Below are 22,055 nucleotides of genomic sequence, written 5' to 3'. Positions count from 1 at the left end.
AAAGATCAAAAATCCTTCATCATCATGTAATTTTCGAACTTGATGAGCTGCTTTTTTTCCTCATTGCTCAGGGGCGGGAAGGGCCACGGCACGAAATCCTCCTTTTTGTCTGCCGCGCTCAGCCCGGGCGTGTCCTCCAGTTCGTCCCGCAGCGGGAGCTCGCAGTCGAGCCGCTGGCCGGAGCGGATGAGCTTCTTGCGCGCCATCGTCATCGCCAGGAGGCCCCCCGCTATCGTGAAGAGCTGGCGGTTGGCCGGCCCCATGATGCGGCACCGCGACCCCGTCAGCTTGTGGATGAGTATGTGCGGCGTGTTGGGGAAAGGCATGCAGCCGTCGCAGTGCGCGTCGGCGATGTCGGCGACTGCCCCCGAGCAGGAGCCCACCGCCAGTATCTTGCCGGGAAGCGCGGCGATATCTTCCGGGGTATAGGGCTTCCCGTCCCTGTCGTAATACAGGGCGTTCCCGTTCACCAGGGCGCCCTCGCCGATGATCACCGTGAGGGGGTTTTTCATCGCCACGCCCTCATGGTAGACCATCTCGAAGCCGAATTTGGTCGTTGCCAGGCACCCGCCCCGGCACGCCATCTCCATTTCCTGCGCGAAGGCGGCATCCGCTTTCTTATTCTTTCCGGGAACGGGAGCGTGCTTCATACGGTGGCCCACCAGCACGGTGACCAGGGGGAAGCGGCTGCGGAAATCATCGTCCAGGAGCGAGGGATTGGCCTGCTTGAAGGGGACCTTGCGCTGCCTGCCGATGACCTTGACTTTTCGATCGCCGAAGCCGCGGGCGTCGGCGCACTGCATCAGCTTTATCGATGACGGGTCGATCCCCATCATGGCGGTGGCGACGCGGTCCACTTCGACGCTGTTGGTGCCGCTGATGATGACATTGCTTTTCACCGGGAAGACCGGGCCCGGGCAGTTCCCCTCGGCCCCCACGATGCCGTCGATGACGGTGAGGTCCGGCTTGAAAAGGCAGAGCATGTCCACCAGCTTTTCTTCTATATTATAGTTGTGGTTGCGCTGCCGCAGGTTGTAGGGGATCGTGCCCATGGCGTTCTTGAAGCCCAGGGTCACGCCGGTATAGAGGTTCGTCTTCATCTTGGGGAGCGAGACATAGAAGGCCTCGCCGCGGGCCACCTCGCTGAATATGCGGGGCACGATGATCTCTTTCATCACCTTCGCCTTCGGCAGGATGTAGCGGTCCACCGGCTGCTCCTCCAGCGCCATGAGCTCGGCGCCGTGGCGCTTCGCGATCCGGTCTATTCCCGTGATCTTGAAGGCGGCCCGGGTGGGAAATCCGCGGCCCGAGGATTCCACGATGGTCACCGAGGCGGCGTGCTTCCTGATATAATCCACGACCGCGTCGATCACCCTGGGGTCGGTGCTCTCCGGATACTCCCTCTCGCGGAACCCGATTTTAATATAGGTGCCCACCAGGTTCGGCTTGATCAGGGCCTTTTTGCCTTTGAGCTTCTTGGTGAACCCGGTCTCCCTGTCAAGGGTGTCAAGGCTGCCGTGGACGGTTTTGGTTATGGCGGCGATGTCGCTCCGGCCGTAATAGGCGGCGGAGCCGTAATCCGAGGGGAGGGCCACGTAGTCTTTTGTGTAATCCATCGGTTCGGCGTCGGTAATTACGACACAGCTTTTCATTTCCGCCATTATATACTCCTTTACGTCGGTTATGGTGATATCCTGTTGCCGCTCCACATTAACAGAACTAATAACTATTTGTAAAATGTTTTTCGTATTAAGGCAGGGGTGCTGCGTATGTACCCTCACCCACCGGCCCGCGTTCTCATGACAATTGAAAAAAGGAGAGGGGAGATGAAAAGAGCATATATTTCGTTAACCCTCTCCTTTTTTCAATTCTTAATGGGAGAGGGGCCGGGGGTGAGGGTGTTATGACCGAGATGGCTCCCTGATCGCGAGGAGCCATCAGCCACAAATTGTTATTGATTAAAATATCGTCCCCGTCCATACTATGTCCCTGCCGGAAAAAATTAACGGGAGCGGTGCGATAATGGCCGACGAACAGAACAGCTCGATCCGGGAACACTCCCTGGTGATCGCCACGGGCGCGCGGGTCCTGCGCTTCTGGGACGGGGTCCATGATTTCGGGGCCTACGTGTATTCCATTTTCCAGTCCTTCAAGTCCCTCAGGTTCATCCGCGTTCGCGCGCTCAACAGCATCATCCTGAACCAGACCAGGTACACCGGCATCGACGCGCTCCCCTTTATCATCGTCATTGCCATGCTCCTGGGCGGCGTGGTCATCATCCAGGGCATGACCAACCTGCCGAAGTACGGCATCGACGGCTACTTCGGCAACCTCCTGGTCATCATCATCGCCCGCGAGCTGGGCCCCCTGGTGACGGCCCTCATCGTGATAAGCCGGTCGGGGACGGCCATCGCCACCGAGATCGCGACGCAACAGTGGAGCAGGGAGATCCTTTCCCTGGAAATTTCGGGCATAGACCCGCGCCTCTACATCGTCATACCGCGGATCGCGGCGTCCATACTGTCGATCTTTTCCCTCATCATCTTTTTTGACATCGTCGCGTTCATGGGGGGCTACATCATATCGCTCACGACGATATTCATCCCCCTGGACACGTTCATCCAGAACCTGGTCCTCTCCTTTTCCCTGAAGGACCTGGTGGCCACCATTCTCAAGAGCCTCGCCTTCGGCCTGCTCATTCCCCTGATCAGCTGCTACTACGGGCTGATGCCGCGGTCCAAGTTCGAGATCCCGATCTTCGTGTCCCGCGCCGTGAGCCGCACCCTTTTCTGCGTCGTCCTGCTGAATGCGGCCATCTCGGTGGTTTTCTATTTCACGTGGATGGAGTAGGCGATGGAGCCCCTGCTGGAATTCATCAATGTCACCTGCGACGCCGCCGATCCCGTGGAGGACCTCTCCTTCTCGATAGGGGCGGGGGAGAACATCGTCTTTTTCGGCGTGGAGCGGTCGGGGCTGCGGACGCTGACGCAGTTGATGCTGAACATCGAGGAGATCTACCGCGGCGACATCCGGTACCGGGGCGCGACGATACAGGGCATCGACTACCTTGGGAAGCTGCGCTACAAGAACGAGATCGGCTATGTTCACGGCGATTATGGCCTCATCTCGAACATGACCGTGGAGCAGAACATAGCCATGCGCCTCGATTACTACTCGGATTATTCCCCGGAGGAGATTTCGGGGATCACCGAGCGCCTCATGAGGGAACTGAACATACTCGACGCCAGGGGGACGCGTCCGGTGGCGCTCACCGCGTCGGAGATTTTCCGCACCGCCTACGGGAGGGCGGTGGCCCATGATCCCTCGCTGCTGATCATCGAACACGCCTTCACGGGCCTGTCGCCCCTCAATATCCGCTCCTTCCTCGGCGTTTTAAAAAATCGCGTGTCAAGCCCGGAAAAGTCGGTGGTGTTCGTCACCTATGAACCGCAAAAATTTCTTGATTTTGCCGATACATTCCGCATGTTATATAAAGGAAGAATGGTCTTCTCAGGGACGCGCCGGGAATTCCTCGAATCGGATAACCCCTATCTGGTACAGTACCGGGACGTCTCTATGGAAGGGCCCATGGAGATCCGTTAAGGCGAGGGCGTATGAAACTACAATTGAAGGGAAAGGAAGCATACACGAGGGTGAGGCAGGGCCTCGGGCGGATCGAGTACCGGGTGGGCCTCTTCGTGCTCATACCGGCGATCGTCATCGTGCTCTTCATCCTGATAAAGCTCGGCTATTCACTGTCGACGTCCACCATGGACGTATACGTGAAGGTGAACAGCATCACGTCCCTCAAGAAGGGCACGCCCGTCCAGATCAAGGGCTACCAGCTGGGCCGTGTCGTCGACGTGAAGCCCCTGTTCAAGCCGGCCCTCCATTTCATCGCGACCCTGCGCATCAAGAAGGACATTGAGCTGTACGAGGACTGCGCCGCCATCATCACAAACCAGAACGTCATCGGCGACCCCGTGGTGGAGCTGCGTAACCCGGAGAAGAAAGGGGCCTTCCTGCTCGAGGGGGATGTCATCGAGGGGATCGAGTCGGGCAGCATCGAGGACATCATGGCCAAGGTCAACACTCTCCTGACCGAGGTGACCGGCATCGTGACCCTGTACCGCGAGGTGTCGCAGGAGAGCCGCGGCGACATCCGCAAGCTCGTCAGCAGCCTGGCCGGCACCATCGCGAACCTGAACAACATTCTGCAGAACTCGCAGAAGGACATCATCGACATCATCGGCAGCATCCGCCAGACCGCACGGACCCTGGACGAGGTGGCCAACGAGATCAAGCGGAACCCGATGAAATTCCTCTTCGGCGGCAAGAAGGAGCAGTAGGCGCCGGGTTATTTTTTCTTCACGATGTTGTGCGTCTCAAGGATGTTGTAGGGCTGCTTGTTCTGGGACTCGTGGTATATCCGTATGAGGATCTCCGCGAGGATCCCGATCTGGATGAACAGCACGGAGAGGAGCAGGAGCATGACCGTGAGGATCAGGAGCGGGTTCCTGTTCATGGGCTGGTAGAGGAAGATCTTCATCAGGATGGTCACCGCCCCGCTGAGGAGGCTCAGGACGAACATGATGAACCCCGTGCCGCCGAAGACGTAGATCGGCTTGGTCGAGTACTTGCCCATGAAGGTGACGGTTATGAGGTCCAGGATCACCTTGAAGGTGCGCTTGATGCCGTACTTCGATTTGCCGTACTTCCTCGCGTGGTGCATGACGGGGACTTCCGTGATCTTCGCGCCGATCCAGGACGCGTGCACCGGTATGAAGCGGTGCATCTCGCCGTAGAGGTTGACCTGCTTCAGCAGGTCGCTGCGGTACGCCTTGAGGGAGCAGCCCAGGTCGTGGAGCTTGACGCCGGTGACCCTGGCGATGAGCCAGTTGGCGATGCGCGACGGGAGCTTCCGCGACAGGAACTTGTCCTGCCTGTTCTTCCGCCAGCCGCTTACCACGTCGTATCCCTCCTCGATCTTCCTGAAGAGCATGCCGATGTCTTTCGGGTCGTTCTGGAGGTCGGAATCCATGAACACGATGATCTCGCCCGAGGCGTAATCGATGCCGGCCGACATGGCCGCCGTCTGGCCGAAATTGCGGCGGAACAGGACGACCTTGATGTTCCGGTCGTTTTTCGCGATGTCGCGGAGTATCTCCGGGGAAGAATCGGCGCTGCCGTCATCGATGAAAATGACTTCATAGGAGACGTTGAGCGGCTTCAGGGCCTTGATGATCTCCTCGTACTGGAGACGGATGTTGTCCTGCTCGTTGTAGACCGGCAGCACGATGGACAGATAGGTTGCCGTCGATTTTTTCTTCTGGGCTGATCTTGCAGTTGGCATAATAAAGCTCCACGTCATGGTTGATTGTCGGCGCCGCTGACCGGCCCCGGCAGCGCGGGCCGGGGATGCGGGAGCGCATATTTCAGCGCGCCTGTTTTCTTCTTGCAAAAAGCAACAATAATGAGGTATCTGCATAAATACAAACATTTTTTTAAATTATGCCTCGACTATGCTCGGCAACCGTGCCTCGACAGTTCGGCAGGCTTGTTCTGGGCTCGGTCGAAGGGCGTGATGATAAGGCTGAAGCTATGCTGGAATCGAAGCTTTCACATCTCGTCGACCCCCTGAGGGAAATGCTCTATCAGCCTGCCATGGTGATCGGCAGGTTCCGCGAGGAGAGCGGCGCCCGCGTCGCCGGCGTCACCTGCGACATGTTTCCCCCGGAGATAACCGCGTCCCTGGGGCTGGTCCCCCTCCGGATACCCTCCCCGGTGACCGGGCACTGCACGGCGGCCGGAGCGGCGGAGATCGGGGCCCTCGGGGGATTGTACGATATCCTGGTGGCGCCGCGCGGCTGCGCCGGCAGGGACCATCTCCCCGAGGCGGGCATCCGGGTCCACGAGTTCCCCTGCCCCCCCGGCTGGGGAGAGGAATCGTGCCGCATCATGGAGTCTTCCCTGGAGAAGCTCCTTGAGGCTGCGGGAGCGCCGGCCCTTTCAGCGATCGATCCCGGGAATCTCGCCGCGGTCACCGCGGGCTATAACGCTGTGCGGAGGATGGTGCGGGGCATACTGTCGGCACGCCGCGAAAAGCCGGATCTGCTCTCCTGCCGCGACCTGGGGTCCGTCCTTGACGCTGTCATGGTGTTTCCCCCGTCCGTCACGGCGGAGTATCTCGCCGCGGTCCTGGACGGGCTGAACCGCGCTGAGAGCCCCGGGGCCGGGGCCATGGTGCCGGCCCTGGTCTATGCCGCCTTTGGATGCGGCGACGGGGTCCTTGACCGGATCGAGGAGGCGGGGTTGCTTCTCGTCGAGGATGACGCCTGCGGCGGCAGGCGGCAGTACGACATGTCCTATAATTACGAATCGGCTGAGCTGTACCGCGAGATCCTTGACGCCTTCTCGTACCGTCCCCGCTGTCCATCGGTGCGAACCGTGGAGGAGCGGAACGCGCTGTTTTACTCGATGATGAAGGGCCAGGGCATCGAGACGGTCATCTTCATAAGGGACCTCTGCTGCCCCTCCCGTATGAGGGACATCGAGGCGCTGCGCGTGCGCCTTATGCGCTACGGCGTCGATCCCCTGGTGGTGACATCGTCGGACGCGGCTGAAAAGGTGCGGGAGTATGTCGGGAGGACGTGAGGGTATAAATCATGAAGGCGGGGTCACGTGACCCCGCCTTCATGATTTATTATTTTCCAACCATGTCGATGTAATCCCCGGTTATCTTGAAGGCCTCGCCGAGGAAGAGGTCGTTCTCCAGGTCGATCAGCTTTTTGCCGCTATCCTTGTTGAAGGTCTTCTCCAGCTCTTTCTGCTTCTGCTTCTCGAGGGTCGACTCCTCCTTCAGGCTGATGGTCTTGCTGTTGACCTGCTCCTTGTATTTCCTGATCTTGTCTATGAGCTTGCGGTACTTCTCGTTCTCGTTGATCCGCGCCGTCGATTTGCCGCTCAGCTGGGATACCACGCCCTGGGTCACCAGGCCGAATTTCTTGTGCTCGGCCGCGGGGATCTTTTTCCACTTCAGGGGATAGCGGTTCTTGTTTTCGCCGATGTCCCATATCGAGGAGAGGTCCGGAACCCGGATGTCCGGCGCGATGCCGGTGAGCTGGTTCGACAGGCCGTCCGGCTGATAGAAGATCGATATGGTGATCTTGATGGCTCCCTTCTTGAAGGGGAGCTCGTTGTACGACTGCACGGTCCCCTTGCCGAAGGTGCTGTCGGGGCCCACGATGAGCCCGCGGTTATAGTCCCTGATGGCGCCGGCGAGGATCTCCGACGCGCTGGCGCTGAACTTGTCGATGAGCACCACCATCGGCCCGTCGTACAGGATGCTTTCGTCGTTGTCGTTGACCACGTGGGGCCGGTTCCTGCCGTCGACGATCTGGAGGACCGGGCCGCCGGCGATGAAGAACCCCGCGATGTCGATGGCCTCGTTCAGGAGGCCGCCGGGATTGCCCCGCAGATCGAGGATGATTCCCTTCACCTTTTCCGCCTTCAGCTTCATTAGAATGTCACGCATGTCGCCGGAGGAGCTTTTTCCCCGCTCCTTGTCGTAATAGAAGGAAGGGAGCTTGATGTATCCCACCCTGCGGTTCTTGTCGTTGTTGAGAAGAAGGATCTGCGATTCCGCGGCGCTGTCCTTCAGGCTGATCTCCTCTCGGACGATGGGTATCATCATGCGGAGGGGCTTGTTGTCCTCGCCGGATTTGCGCAGTATGGTCAGGCGCACCTCGGTTCCCTTGGTGCCGCGGATCTTTTTCACCACGTCCCGGAGGTCCATGTCGACGACGTCGACCGCTTCACCGTCGGCCTGGGCCACGGCTATGATCTTGTCGCCCGGCTTCAGCTTCAGCTTTTCCGGCAGCTTGTCGGCCGCCCCGCCGGCTATGATCGACTCGACGATGACGAAGCCGTCCTCAGATTTGAGGCGAACGCCGATCCCTTCAAGTTTCAGCTTCATGGATATGCTGAAGTCCTCGTTTTCCTCCTGGCTGAGGTAGTTGGAGTGCGGGTCAAGGGCCATCGAAAAGGCGTTCATGAAACGGTCAAGGAGCTTTTCCTCGTCGATCTCGTCCACGCGCTTGTTGAGCAGGTTGTATTTCTTGGCGAGCTTCTTCTTGGCTTCCTCCAGGCTCTGTCCCGACGAGAGGTAGTTGAGGAGCTGGAGCTTGACGTTCTTGCGCCAGCGGTCCCGCATTTCCTTCCGGGTTTCCGCGTACTCCACCTTGTCGCGGTCCACCGTGATCTTTTCGTCCACAGTGAAATCGAACTTGCTCGTGATGAGGTCGTTGATGAGCTTGTTGCTTTCCATGAAGCGCTTCTTGTACACCGAATAGATGTCATCCAGGAAGTCGAACTGGTTGTTCCGGATGTTGTCGTCTATCTTGTGGCGGTACTTGTTGAAACCTTCGATGTCCTTCTTGTAGAAGTAATACTTGCCGTAATCCAGGGACGTTATCAGGTTTTCCAGGATCCGCTCCGACAGGTCGTCGTTCAGGGAATGGTACTGCACATGCATGGCGAGGAACTGGTTCACCAGGTTGGGAACGTCGTTTTTTTTGAGCCCCTCGGAATTTTTGAAGCAGGAAAGGACGATCGCGAAGGTCGCGATCAGGACAAGGTACTTTTTCGACATTGGTTGTATCTCCGGAGTGAAAGATCTGATCTTATAGAATCACAAGAAAAAGCAATTAAAGTAATTAGTCAATTATTATTTGCAATGGTTACAGGATAATGAGGATTCGGCGGGGCGATGGTTCCTTCGCCGCGTACGGTCCCCGGAGGGCCCGCCTTTTTTGTATTGACATCGCCCGGTTCCGGGTGTGTCTGATGGTAAAGGAGTTTTCCGGAGCGTGAGAGGAGGGGTGCCGTGGCGCGTTGTATGCTGATCCTTGCCGTGATGTCGACCCTGTTCATGGATTCGTGCTACCGTTACCATTCAATACCGTCGGAGCGCAGGTACGGCCTGCACGGCTCCGGCGGAGCGGACGAAAGCGCCGCGGGGAAGCGGACGTTCCGGTACCGCGTTGCCGTCGAAAGGGTCTTTGCCCGAAGGATATCCCTGTCCCCGGCGGCGGTCATCAACAACAGGGCCGTCGATAGCGCCCTGGAGGGCCGCTATGGCGAGGCGGATATTCTTTTCCGGGAGGCGCTGTCCGAGGACGGCCGTGACCCCGCCGCGTACAACAACCTGGGGATCATCTGCGAATTGACCGGCAACAGGAACGAGGCGTTCAGGATGTACATGGAGGCGTACCGCCTCGACCCGCGCAACGGCGTCTTCAGGGCCAATTACCGGACCTTCGCCGGCCACAGGGAATGACTCGGTAAGCGGCCGCAAGCCATCCCGCTCGTCCGCCTCGTATAAGCAGAGCCAAATGCGACCTCCTGTCGCGGCTCTGCACTCGGCCCTCCTGGCCAGCGCACCATGTTGACTCGGCGGAAACGGCGACATCCGTGTCGCCTACTCGCCGGGATGGCTTGTGGCCTTGACTTATGAGAAAGCTTAAGGTAAAAAGATATTGACACCAAGCACGATAATGAATTCTTTACTGAAATGCCCGCCGGCGCATCAATGCCGGATAATGACAATCGTCTGGTAACCATGCCGAAGAAAATAAAAGAATCCTCACATCGATCCGCTGCCGCCGGCAGGGACCGCGCCGGGTCGATACGGATCGCCCTTTTTTCCCCCATGGAACCACTCAAGTCGGGAGTGGCCTGGTATTCGCTCAAAATCATCCAGGGGCTGGTAAAGAAGCGTCCTGGCGTGGCCATCGACGTATACATCGATGACGGATATGCGCCCGATGAGATCGTGTCCGATGCCGTCAGGCTTCTCAATCACCGGCTTTTCCATGAGAACAGGGACCTCTATCACGCGGTGCTCTATGAGGTCGGGAACAATTATGAATTTCACTCCTACATGCTTCCGTACATCCATGCCTGCGGGGGCATCGTGGAGTTCCATGACGTCAACACGAGCGGCATATACGCGAAGATCATCAAGGATCTGGCGGGCCATCTGAAAAAGCTGCGGCTCCTCCGGTTCATCACAACCGTCGCCGTCTACCCGGAGCTCCGTTTTTTTCTCTGGTACAAGTTAATCCGGCCGTTCCGTGAAAAGAACGCCTTCCTTGACAGGCACCTCTACCGGAAGTCGATGATGGTGCGAAAGGCCGCCATGGTCATCGTCCATGATGACTTCATGCGGAATCATTTCAGGCTCCCGGCGCGGAAAACCAGGATCATCACCCACGGGATCGATATCCGGAAGCTGCCGTCGGAATCCGAGAAGGCCGCGATCCGCCGCCGCATGAAGATAGGGAAGAGCGCCTTTGTCCTGGTGTCCGCAGGCCTGATCAACTCGATCAAAAAGATCGACCGGGTCATAGAGGCGGTGGCGCGCCTGAAGGCGGAAACGCCCGATCTCCTGTACGTGCTGGCCGGCCAGAGCGTCCTGGGAGAGCATTATATCGAGTCGCTCATAGAGAAGTTCGGCCTTGAGAGCCGTGTGAGGATAACCGGGTGGCTCTCGAACGAGGACTGGCTCGACTACCTCTCCATCGCCGATGTGGGGGTCAACCTGAGGTCGGAAAACCTGGGGGAGCATTCGGGTCCCACGATCAGCTTCATAGAAAAGGGGAAGGTCATACTCGTGTCGGATTTCGAGCAGTACCGTGCCTTTCCGGATGAATTCGCGATCAAGATCCCCAACGGCGAAGATGACGTGAGGCTCATCGCGGAAAAGGTTCTCTGGCTCTACAATAACCGCGATTTCTTGAAGCGCGGCGGCAGGATCGCCCGGGAGTACGCCATAACGAAGCTGGATTTCGACGAGCGGATAATCCCTCTCTATTGCGACGCCATGAGGATCCCGGAGCGGTTTTGATGCCCCGGCAAGCCCCTGTCATGGGCGGAATTATTTTTTTATTGACAACAATAATCGTTCCTTGACCCTTCCACTATGCTTACCGATGCCTATCTGCGCAAGCACGATTACCTGCGCGTTTCCATAACCGACAAATGCAACCTGCGATGCCGCTACTGCATGCCCCCCGAAGGAGTGGAGCTGCTGCCCCATGAAAAGATCCTGAGAAACGAGGAGTTCATCCGTCTCATCGGCATATTCGCTTCCATGGGCGTGGTGAAGGTGCGTTTTACCGGCGGCGAGCCCCTTGTGCGGAAAGGGTTCATTGATATCGTTTCACAGACCCGTTCGCTCTTCCCGGATCTGGAGCTCTGCCTCACCACGAACGGCATCCTTCTCGGCGATTATATCGACGACCTGCGCCGCCTTTCCCTGAAAAAGCTGAACATCAGCCTCGACACGCTCTCGCGGGAGCGGTACCTGGCCATTACGATGAGGGACAAGCTCGACGATGTCACCGCCGCCATAGACCGCGCCCTGGCCTTCGGCTTTTTCGATATCAAGATCAACGCCGTGCTCTTCGGGGAGACGATCCCGGAGCTGGACCGGTTTCTCGATTTTTTCCGGGAACGGGACGTGGCCCTTCGCTTCATTGAAAAGATGCCCTTCGTCACCGGCGACGGCGGCGGTTCATTTCTTTCCTCGGACGTCTTTGTCAAGGAGTTGAGCTTACGGGGGGACCTGGTCCGCAATTCCGCCTTTGACACCAATGTCGCCGTCATGTATGACTTCAAATACCGGGGGAAATATCCCATGCGGATCGGCGTGATACCGCCCATGACCCATAAGTTCTGCTCCTCCTGCAACCGCCTCAGGATCACCTCGGACGGATTCCTCAAAACGTGCCTCCATTCGGATGCCAATTATAATTTGAAGCGGCTTCTCACGGAAGGGGCTGACGATGAGACTATCAGGCAGGAAATACTGAAGGCCGTTTCGATGAAGGGGAAGGGGCACAGTCTTGACTGCGTTTCCGAAGATGGCGGATGCTCCGCCCTGGTAAGGTCCGGGTTCATGTCGAAAATCGGCGGTTGACCGCATTATCAAATATCACCATGTACGAGGCGCGCCATGACAAAAAATAGGATTGCGATCTGTATCGCCGCTGCCGCAGTGTTGATGGCCGGTTGCGCCACAACGGTCCGGGAAGAGCCGCAGGAGGGGCTGTTCGTGACCTGGGAGTTCGCCGCCGTGGACCGGGACGGTGAGCCCTGGACCGAAGCGACCCTGATCGTCAACGGGAGCCTGCAGCACAGGCACCGGGTCGGCGTGTTCTATGGAAAGGTGAGAAGGATTCTGAGCGCAGCGGAGATCAACCCGGAAATGACCGGCGGCACCCTGTCGGGCTTTGTCACGGTCAACAGGGGAAGGGGCCAGGAGGTCATCGTCCGGTATAACGAGCAGCTCCATCGCCTCACCGTGGCTGAGCGCCCCTGGGGCGGCTCACTGCCGGCCGGACCGTACCGCGGCATTAAGAACATCCCGGTCCCTGACATGAAAAAAGAAAAGATCGGTTTTTAATCGCCGGCCAAAAAAACAATTTACTTGACATTTTGCCTGAAAAAACCTCTGGTTGATACTTTCGAAGACGGGCCATACTTTATCATAATGACGCACGCGGAGCATAATGCTTTTTAATACATATCAATTTTTCGTTTTCCTGTCGGTCGTCGTTCTCGTTTTTTTTCTCCTTCCCCACAGGTTCCGCTGGATCTTCATGCTCGGCGCGAGCTATTTCTATTACATGTACTGGGACCTGAAATACGGGATCCTCATCATGACCACCACCGTGGTCGTCTACGCCACGGCGCTCCTGATGGAAGGGAGGTCGCAGGGAGTGAAAAAGCTCCTTGTTGCCCTGAGCGTAATCATCAACCTGTCGATCCTGGCATCGGTCAAATACTTCAATTTTGTCAATGACAGCCTGAAGGACCTTTTTACCCTCTTCGGCGCCTCCTACACGGTGCCTTCCTTTAATATACTCATGGGCATCGGCATCTCCTTCTATACTTTCCAGGCGTTGAGCTACACCATCGATATCTATCGGGGCACGAGGAAGCCGGAGCGGCATTTCGGCATCTTCGCCCTCTATGTCAGCTTCTTCCCCGTGCTCCTTTGCGGGCCCATCGAGCGGTCCACCACGCTCCTGCCGCAGCTCTACAAGGAGATGGAGTACGATTACGACCGGGTCACGGACGGCCTCAAGCTCATGGCGTGGGGCTATTTTCAGAAGCTTGTCATCGCGGACCGGTTGGGCGAGTACATTTCCCAGGTACAGGCCAATCCCGAGGCCTTTTCCGGCCTTCCGATTCTGGTGGCCATCTACCTGTACCCGTTCCAGGTGCTGTGCGATTTCTCGGGATACACCGACATGGCCATCGGCGCGGCCCAGATCCTGGGATACAAGCTGACGCCCAATTTTCGCAGGCCCTTCCTGGCGTTGTCCCTCAACGACATGTGGAGACGGTGGCACATATCCCTCATCTCCTGGTTCAGGGACTACCTCTATATCCCTCTCGGGGGGAACCGGGTTGCCAGGTGGCGGCAGTATCTCAACCTGATGATAATCTTCGCCCTTTCCGGTCTCTGGCACGGGGCGCAGTGGACCTTCGTTCTCTGGGGCTCCCTTAACGGCCTCTTCATCATCATTAGCCGCATGACCCAGAGGCTCCGGGACTGGACCAGGGAGAACATCTTCAGGGGAATCGGCGGGATGCCGGCGGCCGCGCATTTTGCGCTTGCCGTCGCCCTTGTCGCGGCGGCCTTCTTTTTAGGGAAGGCTGGGATCAGGATGGGGACCGGCGGGAAGATCGCCGTCGGCGCCTGCGGAGCGGCAGCCTTCGCCTTCGGTATCGTTCGAATAAAAAGCGAAGAGCTTTACGGACGCTGGACCGGCGGGCTCAAGAAGTTCTGGATGATGCTCGTGGTGTTCCACCTCTTCGCCTACAGCGGCATATTCTTCGGCGTCAGGACCGTGAAGGACGGCGTGTACATGATCACCCACTGCTTTGCCAGGACGATCAATACGGAGCCGCTCACGTACGATCCCTTCAAGACATGGATGATGTTCATCCTCGTCGCGATATACATGGCGATCCAGTATGTCCAGGAATACCGCGGTAGCATACGGGACCTGATCCGTCCGAGACCGGCGTGGATGCGGTGGCTGCTGTACGCCCTGCTATGCTCGAGCATACTGCTGATAGGGGTCCGCGGGGCCAAGCAGTTCATATACTTCAAGTTTTAGGGTGTCTCTTTGAAACGATTGATCGGAAAAATAATCCTCATTTCGGCGCTGTCGCTGCTGCCGCTGGTGCTGTATAATTTCATCTATGATCCGTATTTTGTCCTGAGGCACGACGTGCAGTCGATGCGCATACTGCCTAACGAGCGCTGGGTGAAGACCCGGCACCTGCTGAACAATCCGGGCAAGTACGACGCGCTGCTCCTCGGATCATCCCGGGTGAGCCAGGTCCCGATCGACTATATGAACAGGGTCTCCGGCAGGCGCTATTACAACATGACCCTGATGGCGGGCGTCCCGACGGACTATATCCAGATCCTGGCCATGCTCAAGAAGCACGGGGTGTCCGTCAAGAAAGTCATTATCGGCCTCGACTATTATTCCTTTGAAGGCGCGACGCCCAAGCAGTTTCACCGCGGCATCATGTACCTGGACGATCCCTGGGCGCGGATGAAGCAATACCTGGCCTATCTCTTTCTTCCCATCGACAGCAGCAATTTTTTTGAGCTGAGGTTCGACAACAAGGATATCGTCTATGATATTTTCGGCACCGGCGAATATACCTTCGTGCGAAAAGAGAGGAACATGGACAAGGACCCGGCGAAGCACCGGGAACGCTTCAGCGCTCCCATCTTTACGGTCTGCAGCGACCGCCTTGAAAAGACCCTGAACGAGATCAGGCAAATCATCGAGTTCTGCCGGGCCAACAACATCGAGACGGTCTTTTTTATCAACCCGGAATACGCCATGAACTATCTCTGCGACGATATCGCCTTCCTCAACAGGGTCCGCGAGCGGTTCGCCGACGTCACCGACTTCTGGGATTTTACCCGGCCCACGGCCGTCACCGAGAACATGTTCAATTTCGTCGATTTCACCCATTACCGCAAGTCCGTCGGTAAAATGATGGCCGCCAAAATGCTCAACGCGCCGGGGGATGCGCCGGCTGAATTCGGCAGGCTGGTGACGAAGGCGCAGGCGGCGGCTTACGTGAAGGAGACTGTTCCGGAGTACCAGGCGCGGAAAAAGGCGCTCAATCCGAACTGCGCCAAGTGCCTCAAGGCGATATGGGACTGACCGGGTTGGGCCCGGTGAGCGGGTGCGTCAGCCTGCGATACCCTTCTTTTTTTTCCTACACAACAGGAAGTCCCTCAGGTTCAGCGCGACGGTCATGACGCAACAGGCGATGAATACGGCCATTGTGGCGTTATCCACCAGGTGCGCGGGAAGGTTGATCCCCGTTATTTCGAGAATGAGAAAGTGTATGTAGGAGTCGGAGGTTATGGGCCTTCCCAGGGCGGACCGCACCTTCCAGTGCCAGTCCGTGCAGAAGCAGAACCCCCACCCGTACCAGATGCCGATGACAAACCATGAAAAAGCCGTGACGGTGACGGTAATAAGGTGAATTCTCCTCGTCTTTTCCCATATCCACCCGGTCATGTTGAAGAGGGTGAAGAGCGCGTGGAAGACGAGGAAGAAGCGGTCGAGAAGATCAAGCATGGCATATTGGATTGCCTGAGATCCCCCCTGTCAAATGATTTCCCTGATTCTGCCAGATTATTAAGAAATATCTAAAAATCTTAAATATTCCATTGATTATCCGAATAATCATGATTATATTATTATAATTTATCCGGTAACAGGAATATGTTACTGCGCCATGGAGGAATTCTATGAATCGCCTCGCAGGAGAGAAGAGTCCCTACCTTCTCCAGCATGCCGGCAATCCCGTTGACTGGTATCCCTGGGGCGAGGAGGCCTTTGGCCGCGCGCGGTCCGGGGACAGGCCCATATTCCTCTCGATCGGGTATTCCACCTGCCACTGGTGCCACGTGATGGAAAGGGAGTCCTTCGAGAGCGAAGACGTGGCGGCCCTGCTGAACGATTCCTTCGTATCGATAAAGGTCGACCGGGAGGAGCGGCCCGATGTGGACAGGGTCTACATGACCGCGTGCCAGATGATGACCGGGACAGGCGGCTGGCCCCTCACCATTTTCATGACCCCGGAGGGGAAGCCCTTTTACGCCGCCACCTATCTGCCCCGCCGGAGCATCTACGGCAGGCAGGGTCTGGTCGAGACTCTCGGCCGGGTGAGGGACCTCTGGCGGGAGCGGCGCGGCGACATCGACTCCTCGGCCGACGCCGTGGCCAGGGCACTGGGAGGACCGGCGCCGTCCCGTCCCGCAGCGGCCATTGACGGGGCGTTTCTCGGCCGGGCGTCGTCGGTGTTCGCTTCGCTGTATGATGACGCCCACGGCGGGTTCGGGAGCGTGCCGAAATTTCCCTCCGCCCACAATCTGCTCTTCCTCCTGCGGCGCTGGAAGCTTGCCGGCGACGAAAAGGCCGGAACAATGGCGATGGAGACGCTGCGGCGCATGCGCATGGGCGGCATCTACGACCAGATAGGGTATGGATTTCACCGTTATTCTACCGATGAAATTTGGATGGTGCCCCATTTCGAGAAGATGCTCTACGACCAGGCCATGCTCGCCATGGCCTATGCCGAAGCCTACCAGGCTTCCGGCGATCCGCTCTTCGCCTCGACTGCGCGGGAGATATTCGAATACGTGTCCCGCGACCTGTCGGCGCCGGAGGGGTGCTTCTATTCCGCGGAGGACGCGGACAGCGAGGGGCGCGAAGGCGCCTTTTATCTCTGGACCGCCGGGGAGATCGGGGAAATCCTGGGCGCGGCCGACACCGGGTATGCCATGAGAGCCTACGGGGCCACTGAAGAAGGAAATTTCGCCGAAGAGGCGACCGGCAGGAGCACGGGGGAGAACATTTTGCTCTTCAAGTCATGGCCGGCAGAAGCCGAGCGTCTCGCTTCCCTCCGCGATAAGCTCTTTGCCGCGCGGGAGCTGCGCCGGAGGCCTTTCCGCGACGACAAGGTCCTTACCGACTGGAACGGCCTTATGATCGCGGCGCTGGCAGTCGGCGCGAGTGCCCTGGATGACGACCGGTACCTTGGTATGGCCGCCGGCGCCGCTTCCTTCATAGAGTCAAGAATGCTCGTAAACGGCGACAGGCTCCTGCACCGGTACCGCGGCGGGGAAGCGTCGGTGCCCGCTTATCTCGATGATTACGCTTTCTTCATATGGGGCCTCATCGAGCTCTACCAGGCGGGATTCGATCCCGGGCGCCTGGAGCTGGCCCTCCGCCTCGCCGCTTCGATGCTGAGGCTCTTCGACGGCGGGGAAGGGGGCCTGACCTTCGCGCCGCTGGACGGCGAGCGGCTCATCGCCGGGACCGTCGAATACCACGACGGGGCCTATCCGTCGGGAAACTCCGTCGCCTTCTATGACCTCGTCCGCCTGTCGCGGATCACCGGCGACCCCTCCTGGGAGGCGTCGGCCCGGAGGATCATCGACGGCGCCGGGGAGGGGCCGGGGAAATATCCCCACGGTCACGGGATGCTCCTGGCGGCCCTCCAGTATGGGGCGGGCGAGTCCTGCGAGGTGGTCCTGGCCGGCGATGAGGATGACGCGGGCCTTCGGGAAATGGTCCGGTCCCTGCGGCGTCACTACCTGCCTCACTGCTCCGTCCTTGTCAGGCCCGGGGGTGAGAAGGGCCGCGTTATCAGGGGAATCGCACCCTTTACCGCTTCAATGGGGTCCTCCGACGGCGGCCCGGCTGCCTATGTGTGCCGCGGAAACCGGTGCCATCCGCCGGCCCGCGATGCCGGGGAGCTGCTGCGTCTCCTCGGGATAAAAAGTACTTGATTTATTTGCGGTGAATTATCAGAACATTATTTGAACGAGCCGGCAGCCATCCGGCTCGTATCGCATCATCGGCAAACAATTATGACAGATCAACAACCCATGAAGAACGTTACGGTTCTCCCCCGGGGTGGATACCTGGTGGATACGCCTGCCGGGTATATCCAGTTCGGGTCCCCGCCGGAGACGATCAAGGACACCATGGCCATGCCCAAGGGCGTGCCGCAGATCTTCGTCCTCACCGACGAGCTCTTCAACTGGCTGAAGGGTATCAGCATCGCCGAGATCGAGTTCCCCATCTATTATAACTTTTTTTTGAAGAAGAGACGGACCACCATCATCTGCCGCGAGAAGCAGTTTGAGCAGATGAAAGAGGTTCTCCAGGAATCCCTGTTCGGCCCCAGGGAGTTCGATATAACCGGGGACTTTGACCTTTCCGACGGACGCACCGTGCCGGACATCAAGATGGAGATGGATTATTTCAGGAGGGGCCTGAAGTTCTCAGATCTCCTCTCCTTCGGTTTCTTCAAGAACGACAGGTTCACCCTGCAGGGGGTCACCATCGAGATCATGGAGGAGGGCGGTTTCCGCGTCAGCCAGGGGGACGACGTCATCGCAGCGGTGCCGTCGCGGGTCGAGTACAAGCCGAAGTACCTCATCGGCAAGCGCCTCCCGGAGCCGTACAAGCCGCCCCTCTTCGGCGTCACCTGCCTGGGGCCGAGCCACGGCTTTGACCCGGAGGAGAACACGTCCGGGTTCATCATCTGGCTGAACCACAGCGGCATCATGGTGGACCCGCCGGTGAACTCTACGGAATGGCTTGTGGACTCCAACGTCAATCCGAAGCTGACCGACAGCATCATCCTCACCCACTGCCACGCGGACCATGACGCCGGGACCTTCCAGAAGATCCTCCAGGAACAGCGGGTGACCATCTACACCACCGAAACGGTGATGATGAGCTTTTTGAGGAAGTATTCCGCCCTGAGCGACATGCCCATATCGTACCTGATGAGGCTCTTCGATTTCCACCCGGTCAGGGTCGGGAAGCCGACCTTCATCCACGGCGGCAGGTTCGACATGTTCTACACGCTCCATTCGATACCCGCCATGGGCTTCAAGATGGAGTTTCAGGACCAGACCTTCGTGTATTCATCTGACCACAACAATGACCCGAAGATCCACCAGGAGCTCCTCGGCAACGGACTTATAACCAGGGAGCGCTATGACGAGCTCGTCAATTTCCCCTGGGATTCCAAGGTCATTTACCACGAATCGGGCATAGCCCCGCTCCATACGCCCATAACGTACCTGAACTCGCTGCCGAAAAAGATCAGGAAGAAGATCGTGGTGTACCATATCGCCAAGAAGGATTTCCCGGCCAAAACCAACCTGACCCTGGCGAAGTTCGGCATAGAGAACACCCTCTACTTCAAGACGTCCCATCCCCGCTTCGAGACGGCGTACCAGATCATGGGGATATTAAAGAACCTGGATTTCTTCGAGGCCCTTCCCCTGTCAAAGGCCCAGGAGTTCCTCGATATCGTCGAGGAGGAGCGCTACCGGAAGGGAGACATCGTCATCAAGAAAGGAACGGCAGGCGACAAGTTCTTCATCATCTATTCCGGCAACATCTCCGTGGACAGCGGCGGCCTCGAGCAGAAGAAGATCTACGGCACCTACGACTATTTCGGCGAGGTGGCCCTGGTCACCGAGCAGACACGGGCCGCCGACGTCATCGCGGAAACGGACCTGGTCGTGTACACCATCAGCAGGGAGAAGTTCCAGAACTTCATCGTCGGGACTGAATTCGAGAAGACCCTCCAGCGCCTGGCCCGCATCCGGAACAGCGAGACGTGGAACCTCCTCTCCACCAGCGATATCTTCCGCTACTGCACCTCTTCCCAGAAGACCTGGCTCGAGTCGCTCTTCAGTCTGATGGAGATACAGGAGCCGGGCGACATCATCCGGGAAGGGGAGCCGATGCAGCATGTCTACATCCTGAGGAGCGGCGAAGTGGAGGTCACGAAGGAAGGGAAGCGCGTGGCCCTGCTGAAGCGGGGCGATCTCATCGGCTCCATCCAGAGGCTTCACCTGGGAGAGCCGTCCGACTATACCTTTTCAAACCGTGAGCCGGTGGCGGTCTATGCAATGAAGAGCGACGAAATCAAGAAATTCATCAACAACAACCCGGGCCTGCTGATGAAGCTTGTCTACGACTTCTAGGGGTCTCCCTCCCGCAAACTATTTCAATTCCTGATATTGGTTTATTGATGGTAATGGGATCGGGACTCAATCCATATCAATAATAATCTTTGAGATGGCGATGAAAGATTTATATGGGGGTCGGGCTATCCGGCTCGTCCGCCTCGTATAACCTCCTGTTGACTCGGCGGAATCGGCGACATCTTCCAATATCCTGGTCGCATTTTCTGCCAGGATGGCAGGAATGCCGCGAAGGGCAAGGATGCCCGAGAGCGGCCTCGCCTGTATAGCCACGACCCCCATACTAAAATACAATTATTCCGACAATTGGACGATGTCCGATATTTTTCTTGACTTGTGCGGGAAGGTGATTAGCATTGCACAGTTTTTTGATTGATATCTCTCCGTCCGGATGGTGTCGTGGCCCGGTGCGGATACCGGTTCATGGCGCGGCAGCGAAGAAACTAGTCAGGTTCACTCGATAACATAGCATATGGTTTTCAGCTCGGTCACATTTCTATTTTTCTTTCTACCCATCACCCTGGTCTTCTTCTTTTTCCTGAGGAACAGGCCGATGGCGAGGAACGTGTATCTTCTCATCGCGAGCCTGGTGTTCTATTTCTGGGACGAGAAGATATACACGGTGCTCCTCGTCATTTTCATGGTGATGAACTACTATTTCGGGATCCTCATCGCCCGCGCCAACGAGCGGCGCAGGATGATCCTGATCATATCGCTGGTGTGCAACATACTCCCCCTGGTGTTTTTCAAGTACACGGGCTTTTTCGTGAGCAATTTCAACTCGATCATCGCCCTGTTCGGCGCGGCGCCCTTTCCGGTGCCCCGCCTCAAGATGCCGGTGGGCCTGTCGTTTTACACCTTCCAGATCCTGACCTACTGCATCGACGTGTACCGCCGGAAGGTCGAGGCCGAAAAGGACCCTGTGAAGATAGGCCTTTTCATATCGCTGTTCCCCAAGGTGCTCCAGGGTCCCATCGAGACATACCACCACATGGCGCCGCAGCTGGCGGAGCGCCGCGTCAGCAGCGCCGATTTCGCCGAAGGGGTGCGGCGGGTGATCATGGGCCTCGGCAAAAAGGCCCTTATCGCCAACGTCCTCGGCGGTCCCGTCGACAAGATATTCGCCGTTCCGGCCCAGAACCTCTCGGCCGGCGTGGCCTGGCTCGGCGCGGCCCTGTACGTGCTCCAGATCCTCTTCGACCTTATCGCCTACAACGACATCGCCATCGGCCTGGGCAAGATGTTCGGCTTCAACTTCATGGAGAACTTCAATTACCCGTTGATAGCGCGGTCGGTGCGGCAATTCTGGCAGCGAAATCATATTACGCTTACCGCCTGGTTCAGGGAATATCTCTACATTCCCCTCGGCGGGAACCGGGTGCCCGTGGGGCGGGCCTATTTTAACGTTATTATCATCTTCTTTATTTCGGGCCTCTGGCACGGGGCGGCCTGGTCCTTCGTGGTCTGGGGCATGTGCCATGGCATCTTCTCCGCTTTTGAAAAGGCCACGGACAAGGCGACCGAGCGGGTCTGGAGGCCCCTGGGTCATCTCTACCTGCTCCTGTTCCACGTCACCACCATGGTCTTCTTCCGGGTCAGCGACCTTGCGGCCGCGGGCACGTACATCGGGACCATGTACGGCATCGTCAGGCCCGATGTCGCCCGCTATGACATTATCCAGTTCATCAGCAATTCCGACACGGTGATCGCCATTGCCCTCGCCCTGATAGGCTCGGTGCCCCTGCTGCCCTTTCTGAAGGGTAAGATCGAAGGCCTGGTCGATACCCGGGAAGGGAGCGCATACAGCGCCGCGGCGATCGCCTACCTGGCGGTGCAGATCATTTTCTACGGAGGGGTGCTCCTCCTTTCGGCGATGGCCCTGGCGAGCGATACCTACACTCCGTTCCTGTACAGGCAGTTCTGA

17 protein-coding genes are annotated in these 22,055 nt (G+C 57.9%); 13 read left to right on the top strand and 4 right to left on the bottom strand.

What is annotated here, in order from left to right:
- Nucleotides 1–5: 5 nt before the first annotated feature.
- Nucleotides 6–1,661: a DUF362 domain-containing protein gene (locus KA369_09495; protein ID MBP7736192.1), complete on the bottom strand. Its 1,656-nt coding sequence runs from the start codon at nucleotides 1,659–1,661 to the stop codon at nucleotides 6–8.
- A gap of 361 nt (nucleotides 1,662–2,022) precedes the next feature.
- Between KA369_09495 and KA369_09490 the strand changes: the two genes are divergently transcribed.
- From KA369_09490 to KA369_09480, 3 genes are read left to right on the top strand one after another with little or no spacing between them, the layout of a single operon-like run.
- Nucleotides 2,023–2,850, top strand: a complete 828-nt coding sequence (locus KA369_09490; GenBank protein MBP7736191.1) for an ABC transporter permease — start codon at nucleotides 2,023–2,025, stop codon at nucleotides 2,848–2,850.
- A gap of 3 nt (nucleotides 2,851–2,853) precedes the next feature.
- Nucleotides 2,854–3,603 (top strand): ATP-binding cassette domain-containing protein, encoded by a 750-nt coding sequence (locus tag KA369_09485; protein ID MBP7736190.1) that lies wholly within the window; start codon nucleotides 2,854–2,856, stop codon nucleotides 3,601–3,603.
- Nucleotides 3,604–3,614: 11 nt separating this feature from the next.
- On the top strand, nucleotides 3,615–4,349 hold the full coding sequence (locus tag KA369_09480; protein ID MBP7736189.1) for an MCE family protein: 735 nt from the start codon (nucleotides 3,615–3,617) through the stop codon (nucleotides 4,347–4,349).
- Nucleotides 4,350–4,357: 8 nt separating this feature from the next.
- Here KA369_09480 and KA369_09475 read toward each other — a convergent pair whose 3' ends face one another.
- A complete protein-coding gene (locus tag KA369_09475) occupies nucleotides 4,358–5,353 on the bottom strand; it encodes a glycosyltransferase family 2 protein (GenBank protein ID MBP7736188.1) in 996 nt (331 codons plus the stop codon).
- Between the two features lie 248 nt (nucleotides 5,354–5,601).
- Between KA369_09475 and KA369_09470 the strand changes: the two genes are divergently transcribed.
- Complete coding sequence (locus KA369_09470) at nucleotides 5,602–6,654, top strand: 2-hydroxyacyl-CoA dehydratase (GenBank protein ID MBP7736187.1); 1,053 nt, start codon at nucleotides 5,602–5,604, stop codon at nucleotides 6,652–6,654.
- Nucleotides 6,655–6,703: 49 nt separating this feature from the next.
- Here the strand turns inward: KA369_09470 and KA369_09465 are convergent, their stop codons facing one another.
- Complete coding sequence (locus KA369_09465) at nucleotides 6,704–8,650, bottom strand: carboxy terminal-processing peptidase (protein ID MBP7736186.1); 1,947 nt, start codon at nucleotides 8,648–8,650, stop codon at nucleotides 6,704–6,706.
- Between the two features lie 234 nt (nucleotides 8,651–8,884).
- Between KA369_09465 and KA369_09460 the strand changes: the two genes are divergently transcribed.
- From KA369_09460 to KA369_09435, 6 genes are all read left to right on the top strand, one after another.
- A complete protein-coding gene (locus tag KA369_09460) occupies nucleotides 8,885–9,337 on the top strand; it encodes a hypothetical protein (GenBank protein ID MBP7736185.1) in 453 nt (150 codons plus the stop codon).
- 252 nt (nucleotides 9,338–9,589) lie between these two features.
- Nucleotides 9,590–10,906: a glycosyltransferase family 4 protein gene (locus KA369_09455; GenBank protein MBP7736184.1), complete on the top strand. Its 1,317-nt coding sequence runs from the start codon at nucleotides 9,590–9,592 to the stop codon at nucleotides 10,904–10,906.
- A 75-nt stretch (nucleotides 10,907–10,981) separates the two neighbouring features.
- The gene (gene moaA / locus KA369_09450; protein ID MBP7736183.1) at nucleotides 10,982–11,980 is read left to right on the top strand and encodes a GTP 3',8-cyclase MoaA; all 999 of its coding nucleotides are present in this window, start codon (nucleotides 10,982–10,984) and stop codon (nucleotides 11,978–11,980) included.
- Between the two features lie 36 nt (nucleotides 11,981–12,016).
- Nucleotides 12,017–12,466 carry a hypothetical protein gene (locus KA369_09445; GenBank protein ID MBP7736182.1) on the top strand — a complete coding sequence of 150 codons (450 nt, stop codon included), beginning with the start codon at nucleotides 12,017–12,019 and terminating at the stop codon, nucleotides 12,464–12,466.
- A gap of 106 nt (nucleotides 12,467–12,572) precedes the next feature.
- On the top strand, nucleotides 12,573–14,192 hold the full coding sequence (locus KA369_09440) for an MBOAT family protein (protein ID MBP7736181.1): 1,620 nt from the start codon (nucleotides 12,573–12,575) through the stop codon (nucleotides 14,190–14,192).
- A 9-nt stretch (nucleotides 14,193–14,201) separates the two neighbouring features.
- A complete protein-coding gene (locus tag KA369_09435) occupies nucleotides 14,202–15,266 on the top strand; it encodes a hypothetical protein (GenBank protein MBP7736180.1) in 1,065 nt (354 codons plus the stop codon).
- A gap of 27 nt (nucleotides 15,267–15,293) precedes the next feature.
- Here KA369_09435 and KA369_09430 read toward each other — a convergent pair whose 3' ends face one another.
- On the bottom strand, nucleotides 15,294–15,689 hold the full coding sequence (locus KA369_09430; GenBank protein ID MBP7736179.1) for a DUF2784 domain-containing protein: 396 nt from the start codon (nucleotides 15,687–15,689) through the stop codon (nucleotides 15,294–15,296).
- Nucleotides 15,690–15,862: 173 nt separating this feature from the next.
- Between KA369_09430 and KA369_09425 the strand changes: the two genes are divergently transcribed.
- From KA369_09425 to KA369_09415, 3 genes are all read left to right on the top strand, one after another.
- Nucleotides 15,863–17,908, top strand: coding sequence for a thioredoxin domain-containing protein (locus tag KA369_09425; protein MBP7736178.1), 2,046 nt, complete (start codon nucleotides 15,863–15,865; stop codon nucleotides 17,906–17,908).
- Nucleotides 17,909–18,007: 99 nt separating this feature from the next.
- Nucleotides 18,008–20,131 carry a cAMP/cGMP-dependent 3',5'-cyclic-AMP/GMP phosphodiesterase gene (locus KA369_09420; GenBank protein MBP7736177.1) on the top strand — a complete coding sequence of 708 codons (2,124 nt, stop codon included), beginning with the start codon at nucleotides 18,008–18,010 and terminating at the stop codon, nucleotides 20,129–20,131.
- A gap of 553 nt (nucleotides 20,132–20,684) precedes the next feature.
- Entirely contained in the window at nucleotides 20,685–22,055 is a 1,371-nt protein-coding gene (locus tag KA369_09415) for an MBOAT family protein (GenBank protein ID MBP7736176.1), read from the top strand.

The sequence above is a fragment of the Spirochaetota bacterium genome (assembly GCA_017999915.1).
In the GTDB taxonomy this organism is placed as follows: Bacteria; Spirochaetota; UBA4802; order UBA4802; family UBA5550; genus RBG-16-49-21.
This window is presented reverse-complemented; position numbering and strand designations above follow the sequence as displayed.